Source organism: Halomonas sp. AOP7-B1-5 (assembly GCF_052353045.1).
In the GTDB taxonomy this organism is placed as follows: Bacteria; Pseudomonadota; Gammaproteobacteria; order Pseudomonadales; family Halomonadaceae; genus Vreelandella; species Vreelandella colorata.
The window spans coordinates 107072-131479 of sequence record NZ_JBQTDC010000006.1; the positions used below are offsets into that span (position 1 = coordinate 107072).

At 56.7% G+C, this 24408-nt stretch carries 21 protein-coding genes and 1 other RNA gene; 12 read left to right on the plus strand and 10 right to left on the minus strand.

Features of this window, described 5'->3' with window-relative positions:
- Positions 1-103: 103 nt before the first annotated feature.
- On the plus strand, positions 104-1060 hold the full coding sequence (gene rfaD / locus ACT3XD_RS05435) for an ADP-glyceromanno-heptose 6-epimerase (RefSeq protein ID WP_192536743.1): 957 nt from the start codon (positions 104-106) through the stop codon (positions 1058-1060).
- On the plus strand, positions 1053-2096 hold the full coding sequence (waaF, locus tag ACT3XD_RS05440; RefSeq protein WP_192536742.1) for a lipopolysaccharide heptosyltransferase II: 1044 nt from the start codon (positions 1053-1055) through the stop codon (positions 2094-2096). Before rfaD ends, waaF begins: the two co-directional genes overlap by 8 nt.
- Here waaF and ACT3XD_RS05445 read toward each other — a convergent pair.
- Complete coding sequence (locus ACT3XD_RS05445) at positions 2086-3738, minus strand: sulfatase-like hydrolase/transferase (RefSeq protein ID WP_192536741.1); 1653 nt, start codon at positions 3736-3738, stop codon at positions 2086-2088. The two genes, waaF and ACT3XD_RS05445, sit on opposite strands and share 11 nt — an antisense overlap.
- 164 nt (positions 3739-3902) lie before the next feature.
- Between ACT3XD_RS05445 and ACT3XD_RS05450 the strand changes: the two genes are divergently transcribed.
- Positions 3903-4667, plus strand: a complete 765-nt coding sequence (locus ACT3XD_RS05450) for a glycosyltransferase family 2 protein (protein ID WP_192536740.1) — start codon at positions 3903-3905, stop codon at positions 4665-4667.
- Here ACT3XD_RS05450 and ACT3XD_RS05455 read toward each other — a convergent pair.
- Complete coding sequence (locus ACT3XD_RS05455) at positions 4626-5681, minus strand: glycosyltransferase family 9 protein (protein ID WP_192536739.1); 1056 nt, start codon at positions 5679-5681, stop codon at positions 4626-4628. The genes ACT3XD_RS05450 and ACT3XD_RS05455 overlap by 42 nt on opposite strands.
- 84 nt (positions 5682-5765) lie before the next feature.
- Between ACT3XD_RS05455 and ACT3XD_RS05460 the strand changes: the two genes are divergently transcribed.
- A complete protein-coding gene (locus tag ACT3XD_RS05460) occupies positions 5766-6884 on the plus strand; it encodes a glycosyltransferase family 4 protein (protein WP_192536738.1) in 1119 nt (372 codons plus the stop codon).
- A 66-nt stretch (positions 6885-6950) separates the two neighbouring features.
- Here ACT3XD_RS05460 and ACT3XD_RS05465 read toward each other — a convergent pair whose 3' ends face one another.
- On the minus strand, positions 6951-7673 hold the full coding sequence (locus ACT3XD_RS05465; protein ID WP_192536737.1) for a 3-deoxy-D-manno-octulosonic acid kinase: 723 nt from the start codon (positions 7671-7673) through the stop codon (positions 6951-6953).
- On the opposite strand from ACT3XD_RS05465, the gene ACT3XD_RS05470 reads away from it, so the two are divergent.
- From ACT3XD_RS05470 to waaA, 3 genes are read left to right on the plus strand one after another with little or no spacing between them, the layout of a single operon-like run.
- A complete protein-coding gene (locus ACT3XD_RS05470) occupies positions 7672-8769 on the plus strand; it encodes a glycosyltransferase family 9 protein (RefSeq protein WP_192536736.1) in 1098 nt (365 codons plus the stop codon). The two genes, ACT3XD_RS05465 and ACT3XD_RS05470, sit on opposite strands and share 2 nt — an antisense overlap.
- Entirely contained in the window at positions 8759-10189 is a 1431-nt protein-coding gene (gene hldE / locus ACT3XD_RS05475) for a bifunctional D-glycero-beta-D-manno-heptose-7-phosphate kinase/D-glycero-beta-D-manno-heptose 1-phosphate adenylyltransferase HldE (RefSeq protein ID WP_192536735.1), read from the plus strand. Before ACT3XD_RS05470 ends, hldE begins: the two co-directional genes overlap by 11 nt.
- Complete coding sequence (gene waaA, locus ACT3XD_RS05480; RefSeq protein ID WP_192536734.1) at positions 10189-11493, plus strand: lipid IV(A) 3-deoxy-D-manno-octulosonic acid transferase; 1305 nt, start codon at positions 10189-10191, stop codon at positions 11491-11493. Before hldE ends, waaA begins: the two co-directional genes overlap by 1 nt.
- Here waaA and rpiA read toward each other — a convergent pair.
- Positions 11490-12161, minus strand: a complete 672-nt coding sequence (rpiA, locus tag ACT3XD_RS05485) for a ribose-5-phosphate isomerase RpiA (RefSeq protein ID WP_192536733.1) — start codon at positions 12159-12161, stop codon at positions 11490-11492. The genes waaA and rpiA overlap by 4 nt on opposite strands.
- A gap of 199 nt (positions 12162-12360) precedes the next feature.
- On the opposite strand from rpiA, the gene ilvA reads away from it, so the two are divergent.
- Entirely contained in the window at positions 12361-13875 is a 1515-nt protein-coding gene (gene ilvA, locus ACT3XD_RS05490; RefSeq protein WP_192536732.1) for a threonine ammonia-lyase, biosynthetic, read from the plus strand.
- Between the two features lie 386 nt (positions 13876-14261).
- Here ilvA and ACT3XD_RS05495 read toward each other — a convergent pair whose 3' ends face one another.
- From ACT3XD_RS05495 to ACT3XD_RS05505, 3 genes are all read right to left on the minus strand, one after another.
- Positions 14262-14888 (minus strand): 5-formyltetrahydrofolate cyclo-ligase, encoded by a 627-nt coding sequence (locus ACT3XD_RS05495; RefSeq protein ID WP_192536731.1) that lies wholly within the window; start codon positions 14886-14888, stop codon positions 14262-14264.
- Positions 14889-14895: 7 nt separating this feature from the next.
- Positions 14896-15079: non-coding RNA, 6S RNA (gene ssrS / locus ACT3XD_RS05500), on the minus strand.
- 53 nt (positions 15080-15132) lie between these two features.
- Positions 15133-15432 carry a cell division protein ZapA gene (locus ACT3XD_RS05505; RefSeq protein ID WP_192536730.1) on the minus strand — a complete coding sequence of 100 codons (300 nt, stop codon included), beginning with the start codon at positions 15430-15432 and terminating at the stop codon, positions 15133-15135.
- Between the two features lie 160 nt (positions 15433-15592).
- On the opposite strand from ACT3XD_RS05505, the gene ACT3XD_RS05510 reads away from it, so the two are divergent.
- The 4 genes from ACT3XD_RS05510 to ACT3XD_RS05525 all read left to right on the plus strand — a co-directional run bounded on the left by ACT3XD_RS05510 (position 15593) and on the right by ACT3XD_RS05525 (position 20173).
- Positions 15593-16171: a UPF0149 family protein gene (locus ACT3XD_RS05510; protein WP_192536729.1), complete on the plus strand. Its 579-nt coding sequence runs from the start codon at positions 15593-15595 to the stop codon at positions 16169-16171.
- A gap of 15 nt (positions 16172-16186) precedes the next feature.
- The gene (pepP, locus tag ACT3XD_RS05515; protein ID WP_192536728.1) at positions 16187-17524 is read left to right on the plus strand and encodes a Xaa-Pro aminopeptidase; all 1338 of its coding nucleotides are present in this window, start codon (positions 16187-16189) and stop codon (positions 17522-17524) included.
- An 89-nt stretch (positions 17525-17613) separates the two neighbouring features.
- Complete coding sequence (ubiH, locus tag ACT3XD_RS05520; RefSeq protein WP_192536727.1) at positions 17614-18843, plus strand: 2-octaprenyl-6-methoxyphenyl hydroxylase; 1230 nt, start codon at positions 17614-17616, stop codon at positions 18841-18843.
- A 76-nt stretch (positions 18844-18919) separates the two neighbouring features.
- Positions 18920-20173 (plus strand): UbiH/UbiF/VisC/COQ6 family ubiquinone biosynthesis hydroxylase, encoded by a 1254-nt coding sequence (locus ACT3XD_RS05525; RefSeq protein WP_192536726.1) that lies wholly within the window; start codon positions 18920-18922, stop codon positions 20171-20173.
- On the opposite strand, the gene ACT3XD_RS05530 is transcribed toward ACT3XD_RS05525, so the two are convergent.
- The 3 genes from ACT3XD_RS05530 to gpmI form a co-directional block, all read right to left on the minus strand.
- On the minus strand, positions 20170-21474 hold the full coding sequence (locus ACT3XD_RS05530; protein WP_192536725.1) for a S41 family peptidase: 1305 nt from the start codon (positions 21472-21474) through the stop codon (positions 20170-20172). The two genes, ACT3XD_RS05525 and ACT3XD_RS05530, sit on opposite strands and share 4 nt — an antisense overlap.
- 75 nt (positions 21475-21549) lie before the next feature.
- Positions 21550-22686: a murein hydrolase activator EnvC family protein gene (locus tag ACT3XD_RS05535; RefSeq protein WP_192536819.1), complete on the minus strand. Its 1137-nt coding sequence runs from the start codon at positions 22684-22686 to the stop codon at positions 21550-21552.
- 20 nt (positions 22687-22706) lie between these two features.
- On the minus strand, positions 22707-24269 hold the full coding sequence (gene gpmI, locus ACT3XD_RS05540) for a 2,3-bisphosphoglycerate-independent phosphoglycerate mutase (protein WP_192536724.1): 1563 nt from the start codon (positions 24267-24269) through the stop codon (positions 22707-22709).
- Positions 24270-24408 lie beyond the last annotated feature (139 nt).

Consider the following 24408-nt stretch of genomic DNA (forward strand, 5'->3'; position numbering starts at 1 on the left):
AATTCATAAGCCGTCAAGTATACAATCCCAAGCAGATGGGTTATAGGCACGTATGCTAATAGGCACGTAAGCCAACACAACCGCTTTAGGTAAGGAGAGCGAGATGATCGTTGTAACAGGCGGAGCCGGTTTTATCGGTGCCAACATTGTCAAAGCACTGAATGCGCGGGGCCGTGACGATGTCATGGTGGTGGATGACCTGCGTGACGGCACTAAATTTGTCAATCTGGCCGACTGTACGCTAGCCGACTATTTGGATAAAGACGACTTTCTTGCCAGGGTTAAGACGGCATTACGCGGTGAGTTAACCGACCTACCTAGGATTGATGCAATTTTCCATGAAGGCGCCTGCTCTGATACCACAGAGTGGGATGGCCACTACATGATGGAAAACAACTTCGAGTATTCCAAGGTGCTGCTCAACTACTGCGAGAAGTTCGGCATCCCTTTTCTATACGCGTCGTCGGCGGCCACCTATGGCGGGAGCGAAATATTTAAAGAAGCCCCCGAGCATGAAAAACCGCTCAACGTGTACGGTTACTCCAAACTGCTGTTTGATCAGCATGTGCGTTCGCGGTGGAACGAGCTGACGACACAAGTTGTTGGATTTCGTTATTTCAACGTGTACGGGCCGCGTGAACAGCACAAGGGTAAGATGGCAAGCGTTGCCTACCACAACCACCTGCAAATCGGTAACGGCGAGAATCTGAAGCTGTTTGGCGCTTACGGCGGCTTTGATGCGGGTATGCAGAGCCGTGATTTCGTCTACGTGGGCGATGTGGTAGACGTAAACTTATGGTTTCTGGATAACCCCCAGGCATCGGGTATTTTTAACCTGGGTACCGGCCGGGCAGAGCCGTTTAAAGCAATTGGTGAAGCGGTCATCGACTTTTATGGCAAGGGCCAGATTGATTACGTCGACTTCCCTGAAGAGCTGAAAGGCCGCTACCAGAGCTATACCCGCGCTGATATTAGCCATCTGCGTGATTCAGGCTGCGATGTGGAGTTCAAAACCGTCGCCCAGGGTGTTAAAGCCTACCTGGAGTGGCTGAATGGCTAATTCCGCCAAGCGTCTGCTGGTGGTCGGCCCCTCGTGGGTGGGCGATATGGTCATGGCGCAAAGCCTGTTTATGACGCTTAAGGCACGCCATCCTGGGGCCATGCTAGGCGTTGTTGCGCCAGCGTGGTCGCAGCCCATTTTAGAGCGCATGCCCGAGGTCGATAAAGTCTTGCCGTTGAGCGTGGGCCATGGCGAGTTCGGCCTGGCCAACCGGCGCGAATTGGCGAATCAGTTGCGCGGGCGTTTTGATTGCGCCATTGTGCTGCCGCGTTCCTGGAAGGCCGCGCTGGTGCCGTTTATGGCGCGGATTCCAGAGCGGGTGGGGTTTCTAGGCGAGCACCGCTATGGGCTTTTAAAGGAGCGCCGCAAGCTCGATAAGCAGGTGTTGGATCAGACCGTGAAGCGGTTTGTATCGCTGGGCTTACCCCTTGAAGAAACGCTCAACGGCGACTTCGCTATTCCCAGACCGCACTTGAACATTGACCGGGATAACCTGGTTAATCTGCGCTTGGCGCATACATTGTCGTCGCGCCCGGCCATTGGCATGATGCCGGGGGCCGAGTACGGCCCTGCCAAACAGTGGCCGTTGGCCTATTTTCACGACCTGGCCAAGCGGCTTATTGGCGACGGTTTTGAAGTGCGGGTGCTGGGTGGGCCGAAAGATCATGATGCCGGTGAGACGATCGTTGCCGGGCTCTCCCACGCACATAACCTGTGTGGCAAAACCCAGCTGGCCGACGCCGTCGATCTGCTGGCTGACTGCTCGCAGGTGGTGACCAATGATTCAGGGCTGATGCATGTGGCGGCGGCGGTAGGCGTGCGCATTCATGCGCTTTACGGCTCCTCGTCACCGGCCTATACGCCACCGCTTACCGATAACGCGGTGATTCATTATCTGGGGCTTTATTGCTCACCGTGTTTTGAGCGCACCTGCCCCTTGGGGCATACCAACTGCTTGAACCAACTGACGGTGGAGCAGGTGTATCAGGCAATGCACGCTGACCAGCAGCGCAAAAACGGCATCATTAATAAATAATTTCGATCTCGCCGGCCTGATCGGCTGGCGTTTCGGTGACCTGCACTGTCGGTTGCGGCTCTTCCTCGCGGCGCTGAGGGGCCAGCCCTTCCCATAAGCGGTGCTGCAGGGCCGTTTCCTGGCGCAGACGCTCGTTGAGTATTTCAATACCGTGCACTTCAACCAGCGTCGGCTTTTCACTAATTAGTGAGGCCCCAAGCCCGGCCCGGTGTTCGTTAAGCTCAAAGCCCATTTTCTCCAATATAGTGGGGAAAACATCCAGCATGGTGGCGTCACGGCGAATGCGCTGAGGCTCGATATGATCGCCCAGCATAATCAGCGTATTGTCACGATCGAGTGCCGTCAGTTGATCCCAGACGGAAACCCGCATGGTGAGGTGGTCGCTAAGAACGACGACCAGCGTATTATCCAATAAACCTTCCTGCTGTAGCTCTTCAATGAATACCCGCGCCTCATAAGCCGAGCACTCTACCGAATAAAGGATATTCTGGCCGTCAAACTCGCCCTGCCGGTCAAGGCATGTTTGGGACGGGAAGCCGCTTGGCGCATGGCCGGCAAGGTTAAGATTAACCACTGCCCAGGGCCCACTATCCTCTTCATCCAAACGGCGTATTTCATCAGCGGTGAAATCGTAAAGGGTATCGTCATAAATACCCCAGCTATTTATATACTCAGGATCTTCAAGGTCAGGCGCGAACTCCTCTTTACCTTTGACGGTATTAAACTGATGGCCGCGATAGAAAAGCCCTTTACCTGCGAACTGAGTGCTAGCACCGCCTAAATAGCTCAGCCGGTAGCCGTGGGCGGCTAAAATATCGCCTAGGCAGTCAACGCCGGGTACCACGTGCGTGAGCGGTTCAAACTGGGTATCGTGTAAAAGCCCTGCGGGCATTAGCGGCACGCCACACTGGCTGGCAATCATGCCTGCCATGGTCCAACCGGTGTTTTCCATCTGGCGGATGCCTTCAAATACCAGCCCTTGTTCACCCAGAGTGTTTAGATCCGCATAGGCGTCATCAAAAATATCGTTGCCGTAAGTACGCTCAAGGCTTTCCAGGTACATAATTAGCAGGTTCGGCTTATGCTGCTGTTCGTCCGTGGGCGGCGGCATATAGCGTCGATTAAGCCACTCACCGTCATCTGCCACAATCGCCACGCTGCGTTGACCCAAGCCATATAGCAGCGGGTTGGCGGCCAACAAAACAATAGCAAAGTACCGCTCGGCAAGGCGCCAACGCTGGTCGTGGCGTGCAAGCCAGGCCACCGACCATAAGACACCCGCCATAACGACAATATACATAATGGCGGAGATCATTTTGCCAGCGCCACCGTGTTCGGCGATGCCAGCCTGCAAATGGAAGAACACCGCGCCTAAATCAACACTGCCAAAGCTGTCGGCTAAATAGACATACACGCCCATCAAGCTGAGCGGTACCAATGACCACGGCCATATTCTGCGATAACGGGCATTTAGCGGCTTGCCCCAGGCAAGCTTGAGGCCAATGCCAATCCAGACCGCCGCGATCAGAAGCAGTGTCCACCAAGGTAGGCGGGTTAATACGGTTGCGGCATAACCCAGGCTGAGGCCAATCATAGCCAATGGCAGCCAAGGGGTAAGCTTAAATGATGTCAAGGTGGGCATGCCGTATCCCTTCGATATCCCAAAGTAAGCCTCTAAGCTTACCAAATGTTGTTATCGTAATGCGCAATTCATATTGTTATGGGCGTGCTAGCATTTATATTGAGGCACCCTGGCAAAATGCGCGGCTCTACGCGCTTACTAACCCTGACTGGCGAAGGTGATCTGTGCCAATTTCTGCCGTTTTAATTGTTAAAAATGAAGCACATCATTTACGTGAGTGTCTGGATACGCTGACCTGGGCCGATGAGATTGTCGTGCTGGACGCGGGCAGCCAGGATGAAACCTGCGCGATTGCGCGTGAGTATACGGATAACGTCAGCGTTAACACCGACTGGCAGGGGTTTGGCATACAGCGTCAACGGGCAGAGGCGTTGGCCCGCCATGAGTGGATATTGATGGTCGATGCCGATGAGCGTGTGACGCCACAACTGCGCGACAGCATTCTCAAGGCGGTTCAACAGCCGCCCGCCGTTTACAGTGCTTGCCGCCTCTCATGGTGCTTTGGACGCTTTATCCGCCATTCCGGCTGGTACCCGGACCGGGTGCTGCGCCTCTACCCCAAAGCACAGGCTTCCTATAACGCAGCGCTTGTGCATGAAAAACTCGTGGTGCCGGGGGACCTGAGCGTTCAGCGACTTACGGGGGATCTGCTTCACTACACCTATCGTGATTTGCGCCACTACTTAGAAAAATCTGCCCACTATGCCCAAGCGTGGTCAGAGCAGCGTGCCGCGCAGGGCAAAACCGCGACGCTGGGTAGCGGCTTCATCCATGGGCTTGCCTGCTTTATCAAAATGTATCTGCTAAAGGCCGGCTTTAAAGACGGTAAGCAGGGCTTTTTACTGGCGCTACTCTCAGCGCACTCAACGTTTAATAAATATGCCGACCTATGGATTCGCACCCGCACGTCCGCGCCTGAGAAGCGCTGATATCTCTTGGGCGGCGGTTGCTATATCAATCGCCGCCATATCCTGCTGGTTGGCCACGGCCGGTGGGCTGAACGCCAGGCGTTTTTCGGCGCTATTGCAGGTTTGCCAGCGCAGCGGCGTGGCCGAGCGTTTGGCGGGGTAAAATCCTGCAGTGGCAATATTCAGGCAGCCAGCAATATGCAGCGGGCCGGTTGAGCCCGCGATCAACATATCGGCGCCGGCAAGCTGAAGAGCAAAATCAGCCACATTTTGGCTAGCGGGCAGGCGTCTGGCAGTAATGCCTGTCTGAGCTAGCTGATCGACCAGCGCCTCGGCATGGGCGTCTTCACTAGGCCCTGCGCTGATTAGCCAGCTAACGTTGTCGGTCGTCTGATTGATGAGCGCAATAAGCGCCGCGTACTGATCAAGTGAGAGATTAACCGCCGAGCCACCGCTACCCGGATGCACGACAACGATGGGGCTGTCAGCTTCTGGGTTAGTTTCCCGCGTAGTCTCGAGCAACACTTGCCGTTGGCGCTGCGTATCGCTTAGCGGCCAGAAGGGCGGCGAAGGGAGTGCTGTAAGCTTAAGCGAAAGCCTTGCCAACAGCTCGCAGGCCAGATCCACGTTGTACTGGTACTCAGGCTTTGCCGATTGAGAGCGGCGCTGGCGTATTCGAGCGTTATAAAACAGCTGTGCCCACTTGGTCGCCGGTGCGACGCGCAGCGGTATTCCCGCTCGCCAGCCCAACAGGCCAATACGCGGGGTTGAGAAAAGCGTTAGCAGAGCATCAAATTGGGCGGCTTTGACCTCGGCAAGCAAGGCTTTTTGAGCCGCAGCGTCAGCCTGGCGGCCAGGGTCAATAATGACCTCGTCGACCCACGGGCACGCGCTGGCCAATGGCGCAGTGTAAGCGGGCACCAATACCGTGATATGCGGGGTAGGCGATGCACTTTTTAAGCATGCCAGCGCCGGCCATGCCAGCATAAAGTCACCGATTTTGTCGTTGCGAACAACGAGCAATTTCTTCGCCATGGTTTAAGCCCCGTTAATTGCAGCCTGTATACTACAAGAGATTGTATTCATTGTTTAACGGTGCGTAGCTGGGTAGGTGAGGTGATGGCAAATAAAGTGCTGCAACTATGTATGTCCGACGGCAAAGGCGGGATGGAGCTATATGTCGATCGCGTAATGGGTGACCTGAAAGACGAGGGCTGGGAGGTCATCGGCATCTGCCTTGAAAACACTAAGGTGGAAGCGTATATGCAGCAGAATAACGTGCCATATAAAGCCTTTAAAAGTAATGCAAGCGCGCTGGCGCGTGTCATCAGCCTTCGTCGTTGGCTAATACAGGAAGGCGTCCGCGTTGTTCATTGCCATAAGTCGAGTGACTTAAGATTAAGCTCGTTATTAAAGTGTTTGATGCCTGGCTTGAGAGTGCTTTATACCGATCATGTCGGTGGGCAGCGGCCCAAGAAGAACCCTTATCACCGGTTTGCTTACGGCAAAGTGGATCGTGTTTTATCCATTAGCCAGGCGACTTACCAGCGTAATGTCAGCAATCTGCCCGTCGCCCGTGAACAGGTTATCTGCCTGCCCCATGGTGTCGATACCAATAAGTACCGGCCTTGGTATGACCTGGACGCCATTCGCATCAAGCGCGATGCGCTGGGCATTCCTCGTGACGCGGTCGTGATTGGGTTGCCTGGGCGCGTAACGCCGGGGAAGGGCCAGGATATCTGGGTGAAAGCGCTGCTTGAGCTTGATCCTGAGCTGAATTTCTATGCGCTCTCTATCGGTGGCACCGATTACGATTCAGGCGGTGTGGAAAGCTTTTATCAGGGTTTACAGGCGCTGATTGTGGATGCCGCGCTGGAAGACAAGATTACGTTCCTGGGTCACCGTAACGATTTAACCGACATACTGCCGGTGCTCGATCTAGTGTGTATTCCCTCAGAAAACGAAGCCTTTGGCCTGACGATTATTGAGTCAATGGCATGTGGCATGCCGATTATTGGGTCAAATACCGGCTCGCTGCCAGAGTTGGTCGATAGCGCCTCAGGCGTCTTAGTAGGTCCTCACGACATTAGCGCATGGTGCGCTGCGATGGATGCCATGGTGCGTAATGACGCCACGCGTCAAAGTATGGGCAAAGCCGCCCGGCAGCGCGTCGAGCAGCACTTCAGCAACAAACAGCATGTGAAGCGCTTAATTGAGGCTTACAGTGCTTCTGCCTAGTTTTTATGAGCATTGTTTTTAGGAACATCGTTTGTATGAACGTCGTTTTTATTAGCACCGTTTTTATTAACTATTAACATAGCCTTCATGAATGCAGGCCATCACGTCAGCTACTTGGGACGGGTGGCTGAATTTAGCCACCGAGCGGGAAAGGCGTGCCAGGTTAGCGGCTTGCCACTTGCCCGGCGGGCGCAGGCGGCAGCGGTCCAGATCAATTAGCCAGGGTGTGTTGCCTGGGTCAACCAGTATGTTGCGTGCGTTAAGATCGACATGATCAAGCCCTGCAGCGTGAAAGCGCTTAATCATTGCGCCTACTCGCGTAAGCAGTGCGTTATCGGCTTTATCGTCAGCGAGTAGGGCGGCAAATGCTTGGGCCCCTGGGATTCTCACCGTTATCAGCGCCGCCTCGTAAGTAAGAGCGTGGCGCGTTACGCAGCAGGCGATCGGTGCGGGCACTGGCAGGCCCTGCTCAAAAAGCGACGCGGTTAATCTTAGCTCCTGAAACGCACGGGTACGCTCGGCACCTGTCCATAGGTAACGCTTTTCACTGAGCTTGGCTACCATGCCGCCGCGCCGGTAGGGGCGCAGTACCCACTGTTGGCTAGGCGTTGCCTGTAGAAAAAGGCTGCTTCCCCGGCCAGGCGCTTCGCCTACCACCAAGGCTTGCTGGCGCCAGTAATCGGCCGTAAATAGACGCGGCTGGATTTTGTGTGATCCCGGTGCGTCACTTAAACTGTCTGCATCATGTAACATCAGACTATTTTTTTGCCGGAGTGCCGTTAAGCGCATGAAGCCCTCGTTGCCTGCTGAACCCAACCACATTGCCATTTTGCGCCTCTCCGCTCTGGGAGATGTGTGCAATCTCGTGCCAACGGTACGCGCATTGCAACGCCAGTGGCCCCGTGCGCGTATTACCTGGATTATCGGCAAGGGGGAGCACAGTCTACTGGCGGGACTTTCCGGGGTCGAGTTTGTCGTTTACGACAAATCGACCGGGCTTGCCGGCATGCGTGCCCTGTGGCGCGAACTTGCCGATACGCGCTTTGATGTGCTGTTGCATATGCAGCAGGCGATCCGTGCCAGTATTTTGTCGTTGGGGCTCAAGGCCAACGTTCGCGTGGGCTATGACAAGGCCCGCGCCAAGGATGCCCAACACTGGTTTACCCAGCACCAGTTGAAGCCCCACGCCCAGGCACACGTGCTGGAATCCTTTATGGATTTTGCCCGGCTGCTGGGCGTGACCGATGATCGCCTGGAGTGGAACATGCCGGTGCCGGTCACAGCCCTTGATGAGGCGCGGGTCATCAGCGGCGAGTCACCCTATTTGGTCATCAACCCGTGCAGCAACGCACGTCTGCGTAACTTTCGTAACTGGTCGGTTGAGGGCTACGCCAGCGTCATTGAACATGCCTGGGTCCACCACGGTCTAAAAAGCGTTTTGACCGGGGGAAGCAGCTCGCTTGAACGCGAGATAGGCGAGCAGGTAGAAAAGCTGTGCCAGCCAGATAGCGTAATCAACGCCATTGGTGGCACCTCGCTGAAAGGCGTACTGGCGCTAATTGGTCAGGCGCGAGCAGTAATTGCCCCGGATACCGGCCCGGCACATATGGCCAATGCTATGGGCACTCCTACGTTGGGTCTCTATGCCACCACCAATCCTCAGCGAGCAGCGCCCTATTGCTGGCGCGACTTTGCCGTCAATGCCTACCCCGACGCCGTAAGCGCCTATCTGCATAAATCGGTAGATGAAGTGACCTGGGGACAGCGGGTACGCCATCAGGATGCGATGCAGCTTATTAAAACCGATACCGTTATTGCCCATCTGGATGCGCTATTAGCCCATACAGCACCAGACACCGCCGCAGGATCTATCCATGAAAGTTGATTTAACCGCCCTGGAACACGCTCATATACTGGTCGTTGGCGATGTCATGCTCGACCGCTACTGGCACGGCGGCACCTCGCGCATTTCACCAGAAGCGCCGGTGCCGGTGGTTCGCGTTGAAGATGCGGATGATCGACCTGGTGGTGCCGCCAACGTGGCCCTCAACGTGGCCTCGCTGGGGGGACATGTGGCACTGGCGGGTGTGGTGGGAGATGACGACAACGCCAACCTGCTGGAAGCCCAGCTGCATACATCCAATGTAAGTACTTACTTTCAGCGCAGTGCCGATATACCGACGATTACCAAGCTGCGTGTGATGAGCCGTAACCAGCAGTTGCTGCGCCTGGATTTTGAGCAGCGTCTGGATAACGTCGATACCAATGACCTGCTGTCTCAGGTAGAGCAGGCTCTGCCTGACTGCGATGTAGTGATTCTGTCTGACTACGGTAAAGGCACCCTCAATCAGGTCGAACGGCTGATTGCCCAGTCGCGCGCCCACGGCAAACGCGTGCTGATTGACCCCAAGGGGCAGGACTTCAGCAAATATCGCGGGGCGAGCTTGATTACCCCCAACCTGACGGAATTTGAAGCCGTCGTAGGTCCATGCGCAAGCGATGCCGAGCTTGCCAAGCGTGGGGAAGCGCTACGTGCCGAACTTGAGCTGGAGGCGCTTTTAATCACCCGGAGTGAAAAAGGCATGACCCTGATTCGTGAAGGGCTGGCGCCTATTCATCTGCCTACGCGTGCCCAGGAAGTCTTTGATGTTACCGGCGCAGGCGACACGGTGATTGGATTGATGGGCCTTGCGCTTGCCGCTGGTCACGGCCTGCCGGAAGCCATGATGCTGGCGAATCTGGGAGCCGGTTTGGTGGTCGCCAAGCCCGGCACCGCGACGCTATCCGTAGCCGAGCTATATACCGCGCTGCATGGCGATAAGCTCGCCGAGTTCGGCGTGATTGAGCAGGCGTCGCTGATTGACGCAGTACGTGCCGCTCAACTGCGCGGCGAGCGGGTCGTTATGACCAACGGCTGCTTTGATATTCTCCATGCGGGTCATGTTGCATACCTGGAGCAGGCCAAGCGCCTGGGGGATCGCTTGATTGTCGCGGTCAACGATGATGCGTCCATTGGCCGTTTGAAAGGCCCCAAGCGGCCCATCAACCCGCTTAATCGGCGTATGCAGGTGCTGGCAGGTCTTGGCGCGGTCGATTGGGTTGTGCCGTTTAGTGATGACACGCCGCAAGCGCTGATTGAAGCCGTTCTGCCCGATATTCTGGTCAAGGGCGGTGATTACCATCCTGATGATATCGCGGGAGGGGAAGCCGTTCGAGCCAACGGGGGAGAGGTGAAGGTCCTCGGGTTTGAAGATGGCGTATCGACGACCGCGATGATCAGCTCTATTCTGGACCGCGAAGGCTAATGGGTCGAATCAACTGGCCGCGGCTTGGCTATTCGGCGGTGCTCTATGCACTTGCTCCGCTGATTGGCTGGCGCATCTGGCGCGAGCAAGTGCCCACTTACTCACGCTGGCAGCGGCTAGGCTTGTGCCTTGGCGCGCTACCTGCGTCGCCGCGCATCTGGCTGCATTGTGCGTCGGTCGGTGAGGTACGCGCTGCCCGCCCGCTTATTGATGGCCTGCTTGCCCGCTACCCGCGCCATAGCCTGCTGTTGACCACCATGACCGCGACGGGTGCCCAACAGGTGCAGGCGTTGATGGATGAGCCGCAATCGGATCGCAACCGGCTCACACACTGCTTTTTACCCCTGGATTTCCCCGGCGCGGCCAAACGCTTTGTGCGTCAGGTAAAACCGGAGCTGGCCATCATGTTTGAAACCGAACTGTGGCCCAACCTGCTTTCCGCCTGCCAGCAACGCAAAGTGCCGGTCGCCGTGGTCAACGGCAGACTCTCGCTTCGAGCATTTAAACGCTATCAGAAAATCGCTTCATTAATGGCCCACACGCTGGCCGATGTCGATTGGCTGGCAGCCAAGTCCGATGCCGATGCAGAGCGGTTTAAAACCCTCGGCGCGACGATCTCAAAAACGGCAGTGGTTGGGTCGTTAAAGTTTGAGATGGATCTGCCGGACAGCGCTTTAGCTGAAAGTGAGCGTTTACTTACCCAGTGGGGCAGGCGGCCTGTTTGGGTCGCCGGTTCTACTCGCGACGGCGAAGAAGCGCTGCTGCTTGAAGCGCATCGCCAGTTGCTACCCCAGTATCCTGATGCGCTGCTGGTGCTCGCTCCGCGCCACCCGCAGCGCTTTGATGAAGTCGCGGCACTGTGTAAGGCGGAAGGATGGAAGATGAGCCGACGCAGCCAGGGCGAACCCGTTACCCAGGCGACGCAAGTTTATATCGGCGATACGCTGGGTGAGCTTGCCATCCTCTACGGCGCGGGTCAGGTAGCGTTTGTGGGCGGTAGTTTAGTGCCGCTTGGCGGGCATAACGTGCTTGAGCCGGCAGCGCTAGGCAAACCCGTCCTCAGCGGCCTCTATATGGAAAATTTTGTCGATGTGGCCGAGCCCCTGCAGACCGCGGGGGCACTCACGCTGGTGGAAGATGTGGGCGCTTTAGTAAAGGCGTTACGCAGCCGCTTCGCTGATCCAGCGCGTTGTCTACAAGAAGGCCAGGCTGGTCAATCCGCTATCAAGGCCAGCCAAGGCGCGCTTGCACGCACTCTGAATGGCCTCGAGGCGTTGCTTAGCCCTTATCGCCCTAGCCCTTAGCGCACGCTGCGCTCGACGCCGCCTTCTTTACCCAGCAGCAGTACGTCAGCCCCACGAGCGGCAAACAGGCCATTGGTCACCACGCCCACAATGGCGTTGATTTTGGCTTCCATGGTGATCGGATCTTCAATCATAAAATCGTAGCAGTCGATGATCTGGTTGCCGTTATCGGTGACCACACCCGGGCGATACACCGGGTCGGCGCCCAGCTTAACCAACTCACGCGCAACGTAGGAGCGCGCCATGGGAATTACCTCGACGGGCAGAGGGAAGTCACCCAGTGTATCCACACGTTTTGAACCATCGGCAATGCAGATAAAACGTTCGGCACACGCCGCGACGATTTTTTCGCGGGTAAGTGCGGCGCCGCCGCCTTTGATCATATGTAAGTGAGCATTCACTTCGTCGGCGCCGTCGATATAGAAAGGTACTGTACCGACATTGTTAAGCTCAAACACTTCAATACCCAAGCTCTGCAAACGTTTGGCGCTGGTTTCCGAGCTTGCGACTGCGCCCTTAAAGCGGTCGCGCAGCGGCCCCAGGCGATCAATAAACAGGTTCGCCGTGGAGCCTGTACCGATGCCCAGCACGGTGTCTTTTTCAAGCCCTGGTGTGATTTCGTGAATAGCTGCGTCCGCGACGGCGGCTTTGAGTTCATCTTGTGTCATAGTGGGCCTTAGTAGATCGGGGAAATGAAGTTATTGCGCTAGTATACCGACCAAATCGCTGGCTGCCGATGGAAACACAGTAGACGTCGGCAGGCGTAATCTGCTACCAATACAGGCTTTGTTTGCGTCTTAACACTTGTTGTAAAGACGCTTGAAATGACCGCCATCACTATCACGCTTTTTCCCTTTGGATACCTGCATGCTTGAAGCTACCGTCAAAAAGATTCTCCAGGCCAACGTTTACGAAGCCGCTTGTGAGACCCCGATTTCGCCTGCTCCCTTTTTGTCGCGTCGTTTTAACAATCAGATTTTGATTAAGCGCGAAGATCTCCAGCCGGTATTTTCGTTCAAGATCCGCGGCGCCTATAACAAAATGGCCCAGCTTTCTGATGAGCAAAAAGCTAAGGGGGTGATTGCCGCTTCGGCAGGTAACCACGCGCAAGGCCTTGCCATGGCAGCAAAATTGATGGGTGTTAAGGCGGTGATCGTGATGCCGCGCATTACGCCGGAAATCAAGGTCCAGGCCGTGCGTGCCCGGGGAGCCAAGGTCGTGCTTAAAGGCGATGCATTTGCCGCTGCTGCCGAGCATGCCCAAGAACTGATCAAAGAGCATGGCTACACCTATATTCCGCCCTTTGATGATATTGACGTGATCGCGGGCCAAGGCACGATTGGGGTAGAAATCCTGCGTCAGCATAGCGGACGCCTGGACGCTATTTTCGTGCCCGTGGGCGGCGGCGGGCTGATCGCCGGTGTGGCGGCCTATATCAAGTATCTGCGCCCGGACATTAAAATCATTGGCGTTGAAGCCGAAGACAGCGCTTGCCTGAAAGCCGCGCTAAAAGCCAACAAGCGCGTAATACTCGATCAGGTGGGCGTATTTGCTGAAGGCGTGGCGGTCGCGCAAATTGGCGAAGTACCGTTCTCGCTGGTGAAAGACCTGGTCGATGATGTGATCACGGTCAATACCGATGAGATGTGTGCCGCCGTTAAAGATATTTTTGAGGATACCCGGGCGGTTGCTGAGACCTCTGGCGCGCTGTCGCTGGCCGGTCTGAAAAAATACGTGCAGCAAACCGGCGCTGAGGGTGAAACGCTTTTATGCATCAATTCGGGCGCTAACACCAACTTTGATCGTCTGCAGCATATTGCCGAGCGCACGGAACTTGGCGAGCAGCGTGAAGCCATTTTGGCGGTCACCATTGCCGAAAAACCTGGCAGCTTTAAAAAGTTTTGCCGCACGCTGGGTAAACGTATGGTTACCGAGTTCAGTTACCGCTACGCGGATGCCACGGAAGCGCATATTTTTGTCGGCGTTCAGGTAAAGCCCGGCGGTGAAGACCGTCAGGCGGTCATCGAAAGGCTGCGTGAGGGCGGTTATCAGGTAGAAGACTTAACCGATAATGAACTGGCCAAGCTGCATATTCGGCATTTAAGCGGTGGTCGCCCAAGCGTGCATTTTGAAGAAGAGCTTTACCGCTTTGAGTTCCCTGAGCGCCCGGGTGCGCTGATGAACTTCCTGACCCAGCTGCCCCATGACTGGAATATCTCACTGTTCCATTACCGCAATCACGGGGCTGCTTACGGACGCGTATTGGTCGGTATGCAGGTGCCCAGCAGCGACCAGACGCATGTTGCTGATTATTTGGATGCGATTGGCTATCGCTATTGGAATGAAAGTGACAATCCGGCTTACCGACTGTTTATGGCGTAATAAGCTGCTTTGTGTAGGTAAGTAGTTACTAACCGCTTAGTCCAGGGCTGCCAAGGGCTGATAAATTATCAAAACGTCTAAATAAGCTAAAAAATAGTCTGTTTTGCCGTTGTCATTGAGGCCCTTATAGTCCTATAGTCATCAGCGAATTTATGAGAAGCCTCATCCCCTCTCAATGAGTTGGGATGATGCACTAGTGCAATGGCGTAAGTGGTGGAGAAGCGGCATGCGGCGTAAGAAGCCTGATATGGTGATGGCATTAACGGTGGTGTTTTTATTAGGCGTATTGGCCACTGGCTATGCGCAAGCGTTATCGGGAAGTTAACCGTAACGTCAGGGCATCACCGCCCGTCACTATAAGGCGATACGAGCTGACCCCTACAGGGTCAGCTCTTTTTTTTGCCTGCCCGCACCACGCCAAGGTCGCTGACGACGGCGCTTAAGGGTACGTCCCAAGGTTCCACGGGTAGCGATTCAACCTGCTGGAAGGCATGGGCAACACCGATTAACGCAGGCGCAGGGCCTGGGCGACGCATAAAGGCTAGGCTTCGGTCATAAAAGCCGCCGCCCATGCCCATGCGGTTAGCCTGGGCATCAAAGCCCACCAGCGGCACGATAAGCGTATCTAAGGCCCAGGCGGGTAACCGGTTGCGGCGTTGAGCGGCAAAGCGTGTATCCGGTTCTGGTATGCCAAAGCGGTTTTTTACCATGGGCGTGTTGGCGTGGTAAGCCACAAACCAGAGTGAGTTATCGCTGAGCGGACGCAGTACGGGCAGATAGACGTCGACATTTCGCTGACGAAACCAGGACAACAGAGGGGTTGGATCAATTTCACCGTTTACCGGCAGATATAAGCTGATACGCCGAGCACGTTGAATTTCAGGCAGGTGTTTAAGTTGCTGACAAAGGCGACGAGCGGCTTGGCGCTGCTCTTGCTTTGATAATTCAAAGCGTTTACGCCGCAGCTTAAGGCGCAGGGCGCGCTTGGCCTCAGGATGATGCAGGCTATCCATAAAATAAGTGTTCCCCAGAGTGCCGCTGTCATTCTGGCCCTGAACCTACTGGTTCAGAGTGGGTGGCCGCAGCCAGACCGTCAGGCTTTCCGACGCACGGACATGCACACGGGTCTGGCTAGCATTTGGCCCCCTGGGTACTGCGCATAGGCTCGAGGGACTATAACGACTGGCGTACACCCCAGGGAACCCCGCTATCCTAACAGAGCCAGCGGCGATGCCAAAGTGTTGAGTGAAAGGTTAACTAAGGTTGGCGGGTTTTAGCCAATGCCTGCTCAAGGCGATCGTTCAACCGGTTTAAGTTGGCTTCGCTTGCGCGATGCTCATCCAGGGCTTCCAGTAGCTCATGGGTGATATTAAGCGCTGCTATCAGCGTGACCCGTTCACTGCCCAGGGTGCCACTTTGTGCATTAATGCCATTCATGGCACGGTCCAGGTAGCGAGCTGCGCGATCAAGCTTGGCTTCTTCTCCTGTATCGCAGGCAATCATATAGCTGCGCCCGAGAAGGGTAATTTCTTTCGTTGGCCGCTTGGCGTTACTCATTTAAAGCTCCGGCGCGGGCCAGCGAGGGGCCCAATGCGTTAACATCATGGCATAGGAAAAACAGACGTCGCTCACTATAAGAGAGGCGCTTGCGCGGGGTCAACGCGCAAGATGCCGGGATGTCTTAACGTATGATCCATTTACACAGCGAGTTATTACTATGTCACTGATCGATGAACGCCAGGATTTTTCTGACGTTGCCGATGTTTTTCTGTTGCATGGAAGCATGCAGTCACCGGCTTTTTTGGATGGTCGCTTAAGTGCGCTTTTGGCGCTGCGTGATGTCAGCGCAGAAGCCTGGCTTGAAGAAGTGTGCATCAGCCTGGGGGTTGAGCAGCCTCGCGATCAGGCCAGCGCGGAGCGTCTGTTGGGCTGGCGTCGGCAAACGCTGGAAGCACTTAGCGCCAGCGACCTGAACTTCGCCCCGCTACTGCCTGATGAGCTGTTCTCGTTAGGTGAGCAGGCCCAGGGGCTAAAAGAGTGGACGCTGGGCTTTATGGAAGTGGTCGAGGACGTAGTGGATGGGGAGCTTCGCGAGCGCTGGTCGCAAACCCTGTGTGAAGCCATTGACGACTTGGCGGGCATCGGCCACATCGAAACAGATATCGACGACAGTCCTGAAAATGAAAACGATCTATTTGCCCTGACTGAGCATGTACGTATGGCAGCCATGCTGCTGTATACCGAGCAGCACCCGGGTAAACCCCAGGTCGAGCAAGCCGACGCGCCCGTTCACTAATCTTTCGGAGTCTGTATGTTGCCTGAGCTACTTCCCCGGCCGCCCGCGATCACCGTGAGTGAGTATCGCACGCGCCGTGACGCTTTGATGGCGCAGTTGCCTGCCAATGCAGCGGTTGTACTGCCCGGCGCCTCACTGGTTACCCGTTCTCACGATAGCGAATACGCGTTTCGTCAAAACAGCGATTTTTACTATCTGACCGGGATTATCGAACCTGATGCGCTGTTGGTTCTGCTGCCGGGGCGTGAGGCGGGAGAAAGTATTGTGTTCTGCCAGGACCGCGACCCGACGAAGGAAGCATGGACCGGCCGTCGTCTGGGTGCCCGAGGCGTTGAGCGCGAGCATGGTATTGATCAGGCATTTGAAAATGCTGATCGTGAAACGCTGTTACCCGCTCTGCTTGAAGGGCGCGAACTGCTTTATATGCCGCTGGCTAATCCCGACGCGCTAGGCATTGCCGAAGAAGCTTTTTCTGCCGCGCTGGCCGGGCTTCGTCGTGGGCAGGCGCCGTTAAAGGGCTGGCTTGACGTTAGTGGATTGATTCATGAGATGCGTCTGATTAAAAGCGCAGCGGAAATTGACCTGTTGCGTCACGCCGCCGCGGTGTCGGCCAAGGCCCATGTGCGCGCTATGCAGGTATCTCGCCCCGGGCTTTTCGAGTACCAGCTGCAGGCCGAGCTTGAGCATGAGTTTGTCTGGCAGGGCGGCAGTGCGCCCGCCTACAGCACCATTGTGGGCGGCGGCGCCAATGCCTGTGTATTGCACTATATTGAGAACGATGCGCGGTTAGTCGATGACACACTGGTGTTGATTGATGCGGGTGTAGAGTTTGATCTCTATGCAGGCGATATTACGCGCACCTTTCCGGTGGGCGGCCGGTTTAGCGATGCGCAGCGAGCCCTCTATCAGGTCGTGCTTGATGCCCAGGAGCGGGCAGTCGAGGCGGTAAAACCTGGCGCCACGCTTATCGATATCCATCAGACTGTGGTGAAGGATCTAACCGCGGGACTGATGACGTTGGGCCTGCTGGAAGGCGATGTACAGGCGCGAATCGATGATGAAAGCTATCGACGCTTTTACCTGCATTCCACCTCTCACTGGCTGGGCCTGGATGTTCATGATGTGGGCACCTACCGGCTGGATGAGCAGACACCGCGCCCGCTTGCCGCTGGAATGGTTTTGACCGTTGAGCCGGGTCTTTATATTCCTGATGAAGATGATATCCCAGAGCCTTATCGGGGCGTAGGTATCCGCATCGAAGATAATCTGGTGGTGACTACTCATGGTCATGAAAACCTGACGTTGGATGTGCCAAAGCAAGTAGCTGACATTGAAGCGCTGATGGTTAAATAATAAGTAGTTCCATACGGCTTGAGTTGGCATTATGTAAATTACATTACACCATTACAAAGTGGTGGTGAGTTAAGTAACAGGAGACGCCAATGGCGCAGTCGGGGCATACGCCAGCACAGACGACCACCCACGATATTGTCATCGTCGGGGGTGGGCTAGTGGGCGCCAGCTTAGGCTGCGCACTGGCTCCACTGATCGAGCGCTATGGTTGGAAAGTCGCAATTATCGAAGCGGCCCCGCTTAATGACGCGCCGCTTGACGAGAGTTGGCAGCCAAGCTTTGACGCCCGGGCAAGCGCTATTGCCGAGGGCTCTGCGCAGCGCTTTCGCCAGTTGGGCGTCTGGGAGGCCATGCAGGCGGAATCGACACCTATTCGAAATATTCATATCAGCGAGCGCGGGCGTTTGGGTGCTACACGCCTCAGCGCTCAGGAACTGGGTGTCGATGCGTTGGGGCATGTTATTCCCAATGCCTGGATGGGACGGGTGCTTCATCGCCACTTAAGAACCCTGCCGGTCGAGTGGTATTGCCCGGCCAAGGTAGACAAGCTCTCACCTGGAGCAAACGGCCACTACTTGCGCCTTTCTGACGGTAGCGAACTGCGTGCAGCATTAACCGTACTTGCCGACGGTGGCCGTTCGGGCCTTAAAGAGCAGTTGGGCATCAGCAGCCGGCGTAACTCCTATGAGCAGACCGCACTGATTGCTCATGTAGGTATCAGCCAGCCCCACCAAGGGGTGGCTTATGAGCGTTTTACCCAGGAAGGGCCGATGGCTCTTCTGCCTCTTCCCGGACAGGCAATGGAATTGATATGGACACACCCATCGGGACAGGAGCAGGCGCGAATGGCGTTGCCGGATCGCGAATTCCTCTCTCAGTTACAGGCCGCTTTTGGCGATCGTGTAGGACGCTTTATCCGGGCAGGCAAGCGCTATAGCTATCCGCTTTCGCTGGTGACGGCAGAAGAACCGGTTCGCCCAGGGCTTGCGGTTCTGGGCAACGCCGCCCATGCACTGCATCCGGTCGCAGGGCAGGGCTTTAATCTGGCGCTGCGCGGTATCATGGATTTAGTCGAAGCACTTGAGCAGGGCGAACAGGCCAAGCGGTCACTGGGCGATATGGCCACGCTGCTGGCTTTTGAGCAAAAGCGGGCGCGTGATCGCAGCAATGTGATTCACTTTAGCGATGGCCTAGTGCGCCTGTTTGGTCAATCATTGCCGTTACTGCCGCATGCCAGGGCCGCGGGACTGATTGGCCTTAATCTAATTGGGCCGTTGCGTCGCGGCTTAGCACGCCGGGCGATGGGTTTGGAGCGTTAATTATCAACCGCTCGCCCGGGCTTAAGTAAAGCGCGAACCAACTGCAGGATAATCAAGATTAGACCCAAGGAACGCTATGGATACGCATGCGACACAAACTGCGCCTACCCAATGCTTTGACGTTGTTGTCGTCGGCGCGGGCGTAGTCGGAACGGCACTGGTTGCCTTGCTGGCGCAGGCGGGCATGCGTGTGGCATTGGTTGAGGCACGTAAAGAGCCGCTTGGCTGGGGCGCTATCGACAAGGCGCTGCCAGCTCCCCGGGTAAGCGCATTAACGCCGGTGTCCCAGCGCTTGCTCACCCATTTGGGCGTATGGTCCGCGATGGCCGAGTGTCGCGTAACGTCCTACCGCTATATGCAGGTCTGGGACGCCGATGGCAGCGGGGAGATCAACTTTTCTGCCGACGAAGCCGGCGTGCCCGTGCTTGGGCATATCGTTGAAAACGCGGTCACCCAAGCAGCGTTAAACGATCAGGTGCTTGGTCACCCCAACGTAACGTGCTTTTTTGGGGCGACGTTACGGGCACTGCAAACCTCAGTAACCGGACGCTGGCTGAAGCTGGGGGACGGACGCACGCTGCATGCCCCGCTGCTGGTGGCAGCGGATGGCGCGCGCTCAACTCTGCGTGAAATGGCCGAAATAGACGTTGTCAGTGATGACATGGGCCAAGAGGCCGTGGTCACTACCGTCAAGTGCACGCAAACCCATGGCAGCACTGCGCGCCAGGCGTTTCTGGCGGGCGGGCCGCTGGCTTTTTTACCGCTTACCGTGGAAGGAGACGCGCGCTACTGCTCGATTGTCTGGTCGACCACGCCTGAGCACGCCTCAGCGCTTAGCCAGTTATCGCGCGAGGCGTTAGGGCAGGCGCTAGGCGAGGCGTTCGGCCATCGCCTGGGCGACGTTGTCGCCTGTGATCAGGCATATCGTTTTCCGCTGGTGCAGCGCCATGCAAAGCAGTACGTGCTGGCGCACTTTGCGCTGGTGGGCGATGCCGCGCACAGTATTCACCCGCTGGCGGGGCAGGGCGTTAATCTGGGCTTGATGGATGCGGCGGTACTTGCCGAAGAAGTGATCAGCGCCTGGCGACGCGGTGCCCCCTGGGGGGAGCTAACCACGCTACGCCGCTATGAGCGTCGGCGGCGTCTGGATAATAGCGCCATGTTAGGCCTGATGAAGGGCTTCAGAGAGTTATTTGGGACCCAAATGCCGGTGTTTACGCTAGTGCGCAACCTGGGAATGAGCGGTATGAATCGGCTAAGCCCTTTAAAACGGATGGTGATGCGGCAGGCCACCGGAGAGCGCGGGCGCCTGCCGCTTAGCTGTCGTTAACGGCGGCGGCGATCCACCACGTTGAGTGCTTTAAGCAGGTTAAGCGCTTCGCTCATCTGATAGTCGTCGCGCAGCCGTTCAGTCGCTGACATGCGTGCCTGTGTTGCTGGCTGCTGAGCATCCAGATGGCCGCCTAAATCCGACTCGCGAAGCTCCAGGCGGCTTTCGGCCACTTCGAGGCGGCCGCGCACCACTTCTACATCCGGCACAATGCCCTGGGCCTGAATGGAGCGTCCGTTCGGCGTGTAGTAGAGCGCCGTGGTGAGCTTCAGGCCTTCGCCATTACCCAGCGGCATAATTTGCTGAACCGAGCCCTTGCCGAAGCTATCGGTGCCCATAATCACGCCGCGCCGCTGATCCTGCAGGGCGCCGGCAACAATTTCTGCGGCCGATGCGCTGCCGCTATTAATCAGCACCACCAGGGGAATATCGCCTGCGGGGGTATCTGGCGAGGCTGAGAACGAAAGCTCAGTGTCAGAAAGGCGTCCTTCGGTGTACACGATCAAACCGTCATCTAAAAAGAGATCCGCCACGCCAGCCGCGGCCTGCAGGATGCCGCCGGGGTTGTTACGCAGATCAAGGATCAGGCCTTCCAGCGGCTGCTCGCGCATCATGCGCTCAATCGCTTGGCGTGCCTGCTCCGTGGTGCGCGTCTGGAACTGGCTGATGCGTAAATAGCCATAGCCTGGCTCAAGCAGCTCGTGCTTGACGCTTTCGCTGCGAATCACTTCGCGGTTCAGCGTAAAGGTGCGCGGCGTGTCTTCGCCCGTGCGCAGCACGGAAATACGCAGCTCGCTGCCCGGTTCGCCGCGCATCATGGTCACCGCTTCCTGCAGCGACATGCTTTCGGTCGGCGTACCGTTGATGGCAATGATCACATCGCGTGACAGCAGCCCCGCCCGTGAGGCTGGGGTATCGTCGATGGGCGTTACCACCACCAGTTGCCCGTTCTCCATGCCCACTTCGATACCGATACCGCCAAACTCGCCTTGGGTGGTTTCACGCAGGCTTTGGTATTCCTCTTCATCGAGATACGCCGAATGCGGATCCAGCTCACTCAGCATGCCGCGCATGGCGTTACGCAAGAGAGTGCGGTCATCGACCTCTTCAACGTAGCCACGCTTGATGCGCTCGAATACCTCGGCGAAGGTCTGGATCTCTTCAAGCGGCAGGTCATCGGCTACCGATTGATTGGCTGGCTGAGCAAGCAGCGGTAGCGGGGCCGACAGTAGCGCAAGGGGAAGCAGGGTAGCCAAGAGTCGCTTGGCAGGGGCCGATACGTCGGTAACAAATGGCGTCATGCAGACTCCGCAAGGCGATAGGCAGCGTTACAAGGCGCCACCTTAGTTGACATTAATGCGTTTCAGCTTATCCCGTCAGCGGCGCGCAATCCAACGCTGAGGGTTAATTGGTTCGCCACGTTGACGTACTTCAAAGTAGAGCGCGGCGCGGGGTTGCCCGCCACTGTCGCCTACACGACCGATCTCATCGCCACGGCTGACCTGCTGGCCGGGGCGAACGCTAAACTGCTGCAGGTGGGCGTAAAGCGTCATTACCTGATCACCATGGTCGATAATCACCAGATTGCCAAACCCGCGCATCCATTCGGCAAATACCACCCGCCCGGTGTGCACTGCACCCACCTGGGTACCGGCACTGGCCTGAATGACAATACCATTATAGTGAACCCCGTCACGACGGTTATATGCCGTGGTAATGTCACCTTGTACCGGCCACGGCAAATCTCCCTGGGTGCGGGTGATATTGGTCGTAGGCGTGGGGGCATCGAGGCGAGCGAGTTCTGCCTGTATTTCACGCAGCTTGCGCTCCGCCTGTTCTCGGTTGTCGTTCAGGTCCGCTAGCCGGTCGGCTTCGCTGCCGTAGCGGTCATCCAGCGTTGCCACCACGCTACTCCGCTCGTTAGTGCGCTCGACCAGTCGAGCGCGCTGTGAGTCCAGCTCGTCTTCCAGGCTCAGCAGGCGCGTTTGGCGTTCATTCAGCGCGTGCTGGGTATCGGCAAGCGCGGCGTCCAGGCGGGCGATATCGGCAAGCCGCTGGTTACGCGCTTGGGTAAACCGGTTGAGATAAGCCTGCATGCGGTCCAGCTCGGCCGGGTCGCCCTGATTAAGCAGTAGCTTAAGCTGCGGCGTAGGGCCTAATCGATACAGGGCGGCCAACTGCTGGCTAAGCGCCGCATACTGGCGGGTTCGCTCTCCTTCCAGGCGCTCGCGATGTTGATTTAACTGCGCCATTTCGTCGTCTAGCTGACGCCGCTCGGCCTGCAGGGCATCAAGACGCTGGTGAGTCTCGGCCAGTTCCGTCTCGACTTCGCGTAAGTCACGTTCGGCGCTGTCGCGCGCTTGGCCGGTGGCACTCAGTCGCTGCGAGAGCGACTCGATTTCCTGGCCTAGCGCGTCTAGCTGCTGGCGTGCCGCATTTTCATCCGGCTGGGCCAAGCCCGCCGGTGAATACATGGCTATCAAAAGCGCACTAAGCGCTAATGCCGCACGCATGGATATTAGCGGACGTATAATCAACTGAAATCGATCAATGGCTTCCCGGTCATCGCCTGGGGAACGGATTGATTCATCATGGTCAATAGCGTGGGCGCTAAATCGCATAGACGACCATCGCTTAACGCGCCGGCGCGTTCGCCCACGTAGACCAGCGGCACGACGAACGTTGTATGTGCGGTTTGCGGGGCGCCGGTTTCTGGGTGAACCATCTGCTCGGCGTTGCCGTGATCGGCAGTAATCAGGCACGCGCCGCCTGCCCGCTCAATGGCTTCTACAACGCGACCTACACAGATATCGACCGTTTCAATGGCTTTTACCGCGGCGTTAAAGTCGCCGGTATGGCCAACCATATCGCCGTTAGCGTAGTTACACACAATCAGATCAAACTGCCTGGCATCAATCGCCTCAACCAGCTTGTCGGTAATTTCATAGGCGCTCATCTCAGGCTTTTCGTCGTAGGTACGCACATCCTGAGGGGAGGGCAGCAAAATACGCGTTTCGCCGTCAAACTCCGTTTCCTGTCCGCCTGAAAAGAAAAACGTCACGTGCGGGTATTTTTCGGTTTCGGCAATACGCAGCTGGGTTAAACCGCGTTTGGCGACGACTTCGCCTAAGGTGTCGTTGAGATCAAATGGCGGGAACGCGGCCGGCGCGGGAATGTCCGCTGCATACTGGGTCAGCATGACCAGCCCTTTACCGGCCAGTGACGGGCGGGCTTTGCGTGAAAATCCGCTGAACTCGGGCTCTACAAACGCGCGGGTAAGCTCGCGGGCTCGGTCAGAGCGGAAGTTGAGGAACAGAGCGGCGTCACCGTCTTGTAAAGTAACGCACTTATCATTGAGCAATACGCAGCTTGGCAATACAAACTCGTCGGTTTCACCACGCTCATAGGCGTCGCGCAGCGCGGTTTCGGCGCTGGTCGCATAGATGTCCGCCTGGCCTTCCGTTAGCAAGTGGTAGGCTTTTTCGACCCGCTCCCAGCGGTTGTCACGGTCCATGGCGTAAAAGCGGCCAATAATCGAGGCCACAAAGCCATTGTCAGCGCCTACCAGCTCGGCCAGGCGGGCGTTAGCGCGCTCGATGGAAGACAGGGCGCTTTGCGGCGGCATGTCTCGGCCATCCAGAAACGCATGAATGAAGATGCGCTGCGCGCCGCGCCGCGCCGCCAGTTCTGCCATGGCGATAAAGTGATCTTCATGGCTGTGCACGCCACCCGGGGAAAGCAGGCCCAGTAGATGAACGGCGCGCCCATTGGCCACCGCGTCATCAATCGGCAGGGTCAGGTTTTTGTTAATATCCAGGTCGCCGTCTTCAATCGCTTTGGTAATGCGGGTGAAGTCCTGGTAAACGATGCGGCCCGCCCCTAGATTCATATGGCCGACTTCAGAGTTGCCCATCTGGCCATCGGGCAGGCCCACGTGGCGGCCATCGGTATGTACAAAGGCGTGTGGCCGATTGGCCCACAGATCGTCCATTACCGGCGTGTTGGCGGATGCCACGGCGTTGTGCGCGTTATCAGGATTGTGGCCATAACCGTCGAGGATGATCAGTGCGACGGGGCGCGGGGTAGAAGTAGCCATAAAAACCTCGTTAGGTTGAATAATCGAAGCGGCTTAAAAAGCGGCGCAAAGCGAAAAGATGATTTGACGCTAAAGAATTATTTGAAAATAAACGTGCCACACCGGTTATTTTCAGACAATGCCTTGTGATCAGGGTCGC

What these genes read in the sequence shown, in the direction of transcription:
- ACT3XD_RS05505 (WP_192536730.1), bottom strand. Translation starts at nt 15,432, where the DNA reads ATGAGTAACGCCAAGCGGCCAACGAAAGAAATTACCCTTCTCGGGCGC.
- ubiH (WP_192536727.1), top strand. Translation starts at nt 17,614, where the DNA reads ATGGCGCAGTCGGGGCATACGCCAGCACAGACGACCACCCACGATATT.
- ACT3XD_RS05510 (WP_192536729.1), top strand. Translation starts at nt 15,593, where the DNA reads ATGTCACTGATCGATGAACGCCAGGATTTTTCTGACGTTGCCGATGTT.
- ACT3XD_RS05470 (WP_192536736.1), top strand. Translation starts at nt 7,672, where the DNA reads ATGAAGCCCTCGTTGCCTGCTGAACCCAACCACATTGCCATTTTGCGC.
- ACT3XD_RS05495 (WP_192536731.1), bottom strand. Translation starts at nt 14,888, where the DNA reads ATGGATAGCCTGCATCATCCTGAGGCCAAGCGCGCCCTGCGCCTTAAG.
- ACT3XD_RS05525 (WP_192536726.1), top strand. Translation starts at nt 18,920, where the DNA reads ATGGATACGCATGCGACACAAACTGCGCCTACCCAATGCTTTGACGTT.
- rpiA (WP_192536733.1), bottom strand. Translation starts at nt 12,161, where the DNA reads ATGACACAAGATGAACTCAAAGCCGCCGTCGCGGACGCAGCTATTCAC.
- ACT3XD_RS05530 (WP_192536725.1), bottom strand. Translation starts at nt 21,474, where the DNA reads ATGACGCCATTTGTTACCGACGTATCGGCCCCTGCCAAGCGACTCTTG.
- ACT3XD_RS05455 (WP_192536739.1), bottom strand. Translation starts at nt 5,681, where the DNA reads ATGGCGAAGAAATTGCTCGTTGTTCGCAACGACAAAATCGGTGACTTT.
- ilvA (WP_192536732.1), top strand. Translation starts at nt 12,361, where the DNA reads ATGCTTGAAGCTACCGTCAAAAAGATTCTCCAGGCCAACGTTTACGAA.
- rfaD (WP_192536743.1), top strand. Translation starts at nt 104, where the DNA reads ATGATCGTTGTAACAGGCGGAGCCGGTTTTATCGGTGCCAACATTGTC.
- ACT3XD_RS05445 (WP_192536741.1), bottom strand. Translation starts at nt 3,738, where the DNA reads ATGCCCACCTTGACATCATTTAAGCTTACCCCTTGGCTGCCATTGGCT.
- pepP (WP_192536728.1), top strand. Translation starts at nt 16,187, where the DNA reads ATGTTGCCTGAGCTACTTCCCCGGCCGCCCGCGATCACCGTGAGTGAG.
- ACT3XD_RS05465 (WP_192536737.1), bottom strand. Translation starts at nt 7,673, where the DNA reads ATGCGCTTAACGGCACTCCGGCAAAAAAATAGTCTGATGTTACATGAT.
- ACT3XD_RS05535 (WP_192536819.1), bottom strand. Translation starts at nt 22,686, where the DNA reads ATGCGTGCGGCATTAGCGCTTAGTGCGCTTTTGATAGCCATGTATTCA.
- hldE (WP_192536735.1), top strand. Translation starts at nt 8,759, where the DNA reads ATGAAAGTTGATTTAACCGCCCTGGAACACGCTCATATACTGGTCGTT.
- waaA (WP_192536734.1), top strand. Translation starts at nt 10,189, where the DNA reads ATGGGTCGAATCAACTGGCCGCGGCTTGGCTATTCGGCGGTGCTCTAT.
- ACT3XD_RS05460 (WP_192536738.1), top strand. Translation starts at nt 5,766, where the DNA reads ATGGCAAATAAAGTGCTGCAACTATGTATGTCCGACGGCAAAGGCGGG.
- gpmI (WP_192536724.1), bottom strand. Translation starts at nt 24,269, where the DNA reads ATGGCTACTTCTACCCCGCGCCCCGTCGCACTGATCATCCTCGACGGT.
- waaF (WP_192536742.1), top strand. Translation starts at nt 1,053, where the DNA reads ATGGCTAATTCCGCCAAGCGTCTGCTGGTGGTCGGCCCCTCGTGGGTG.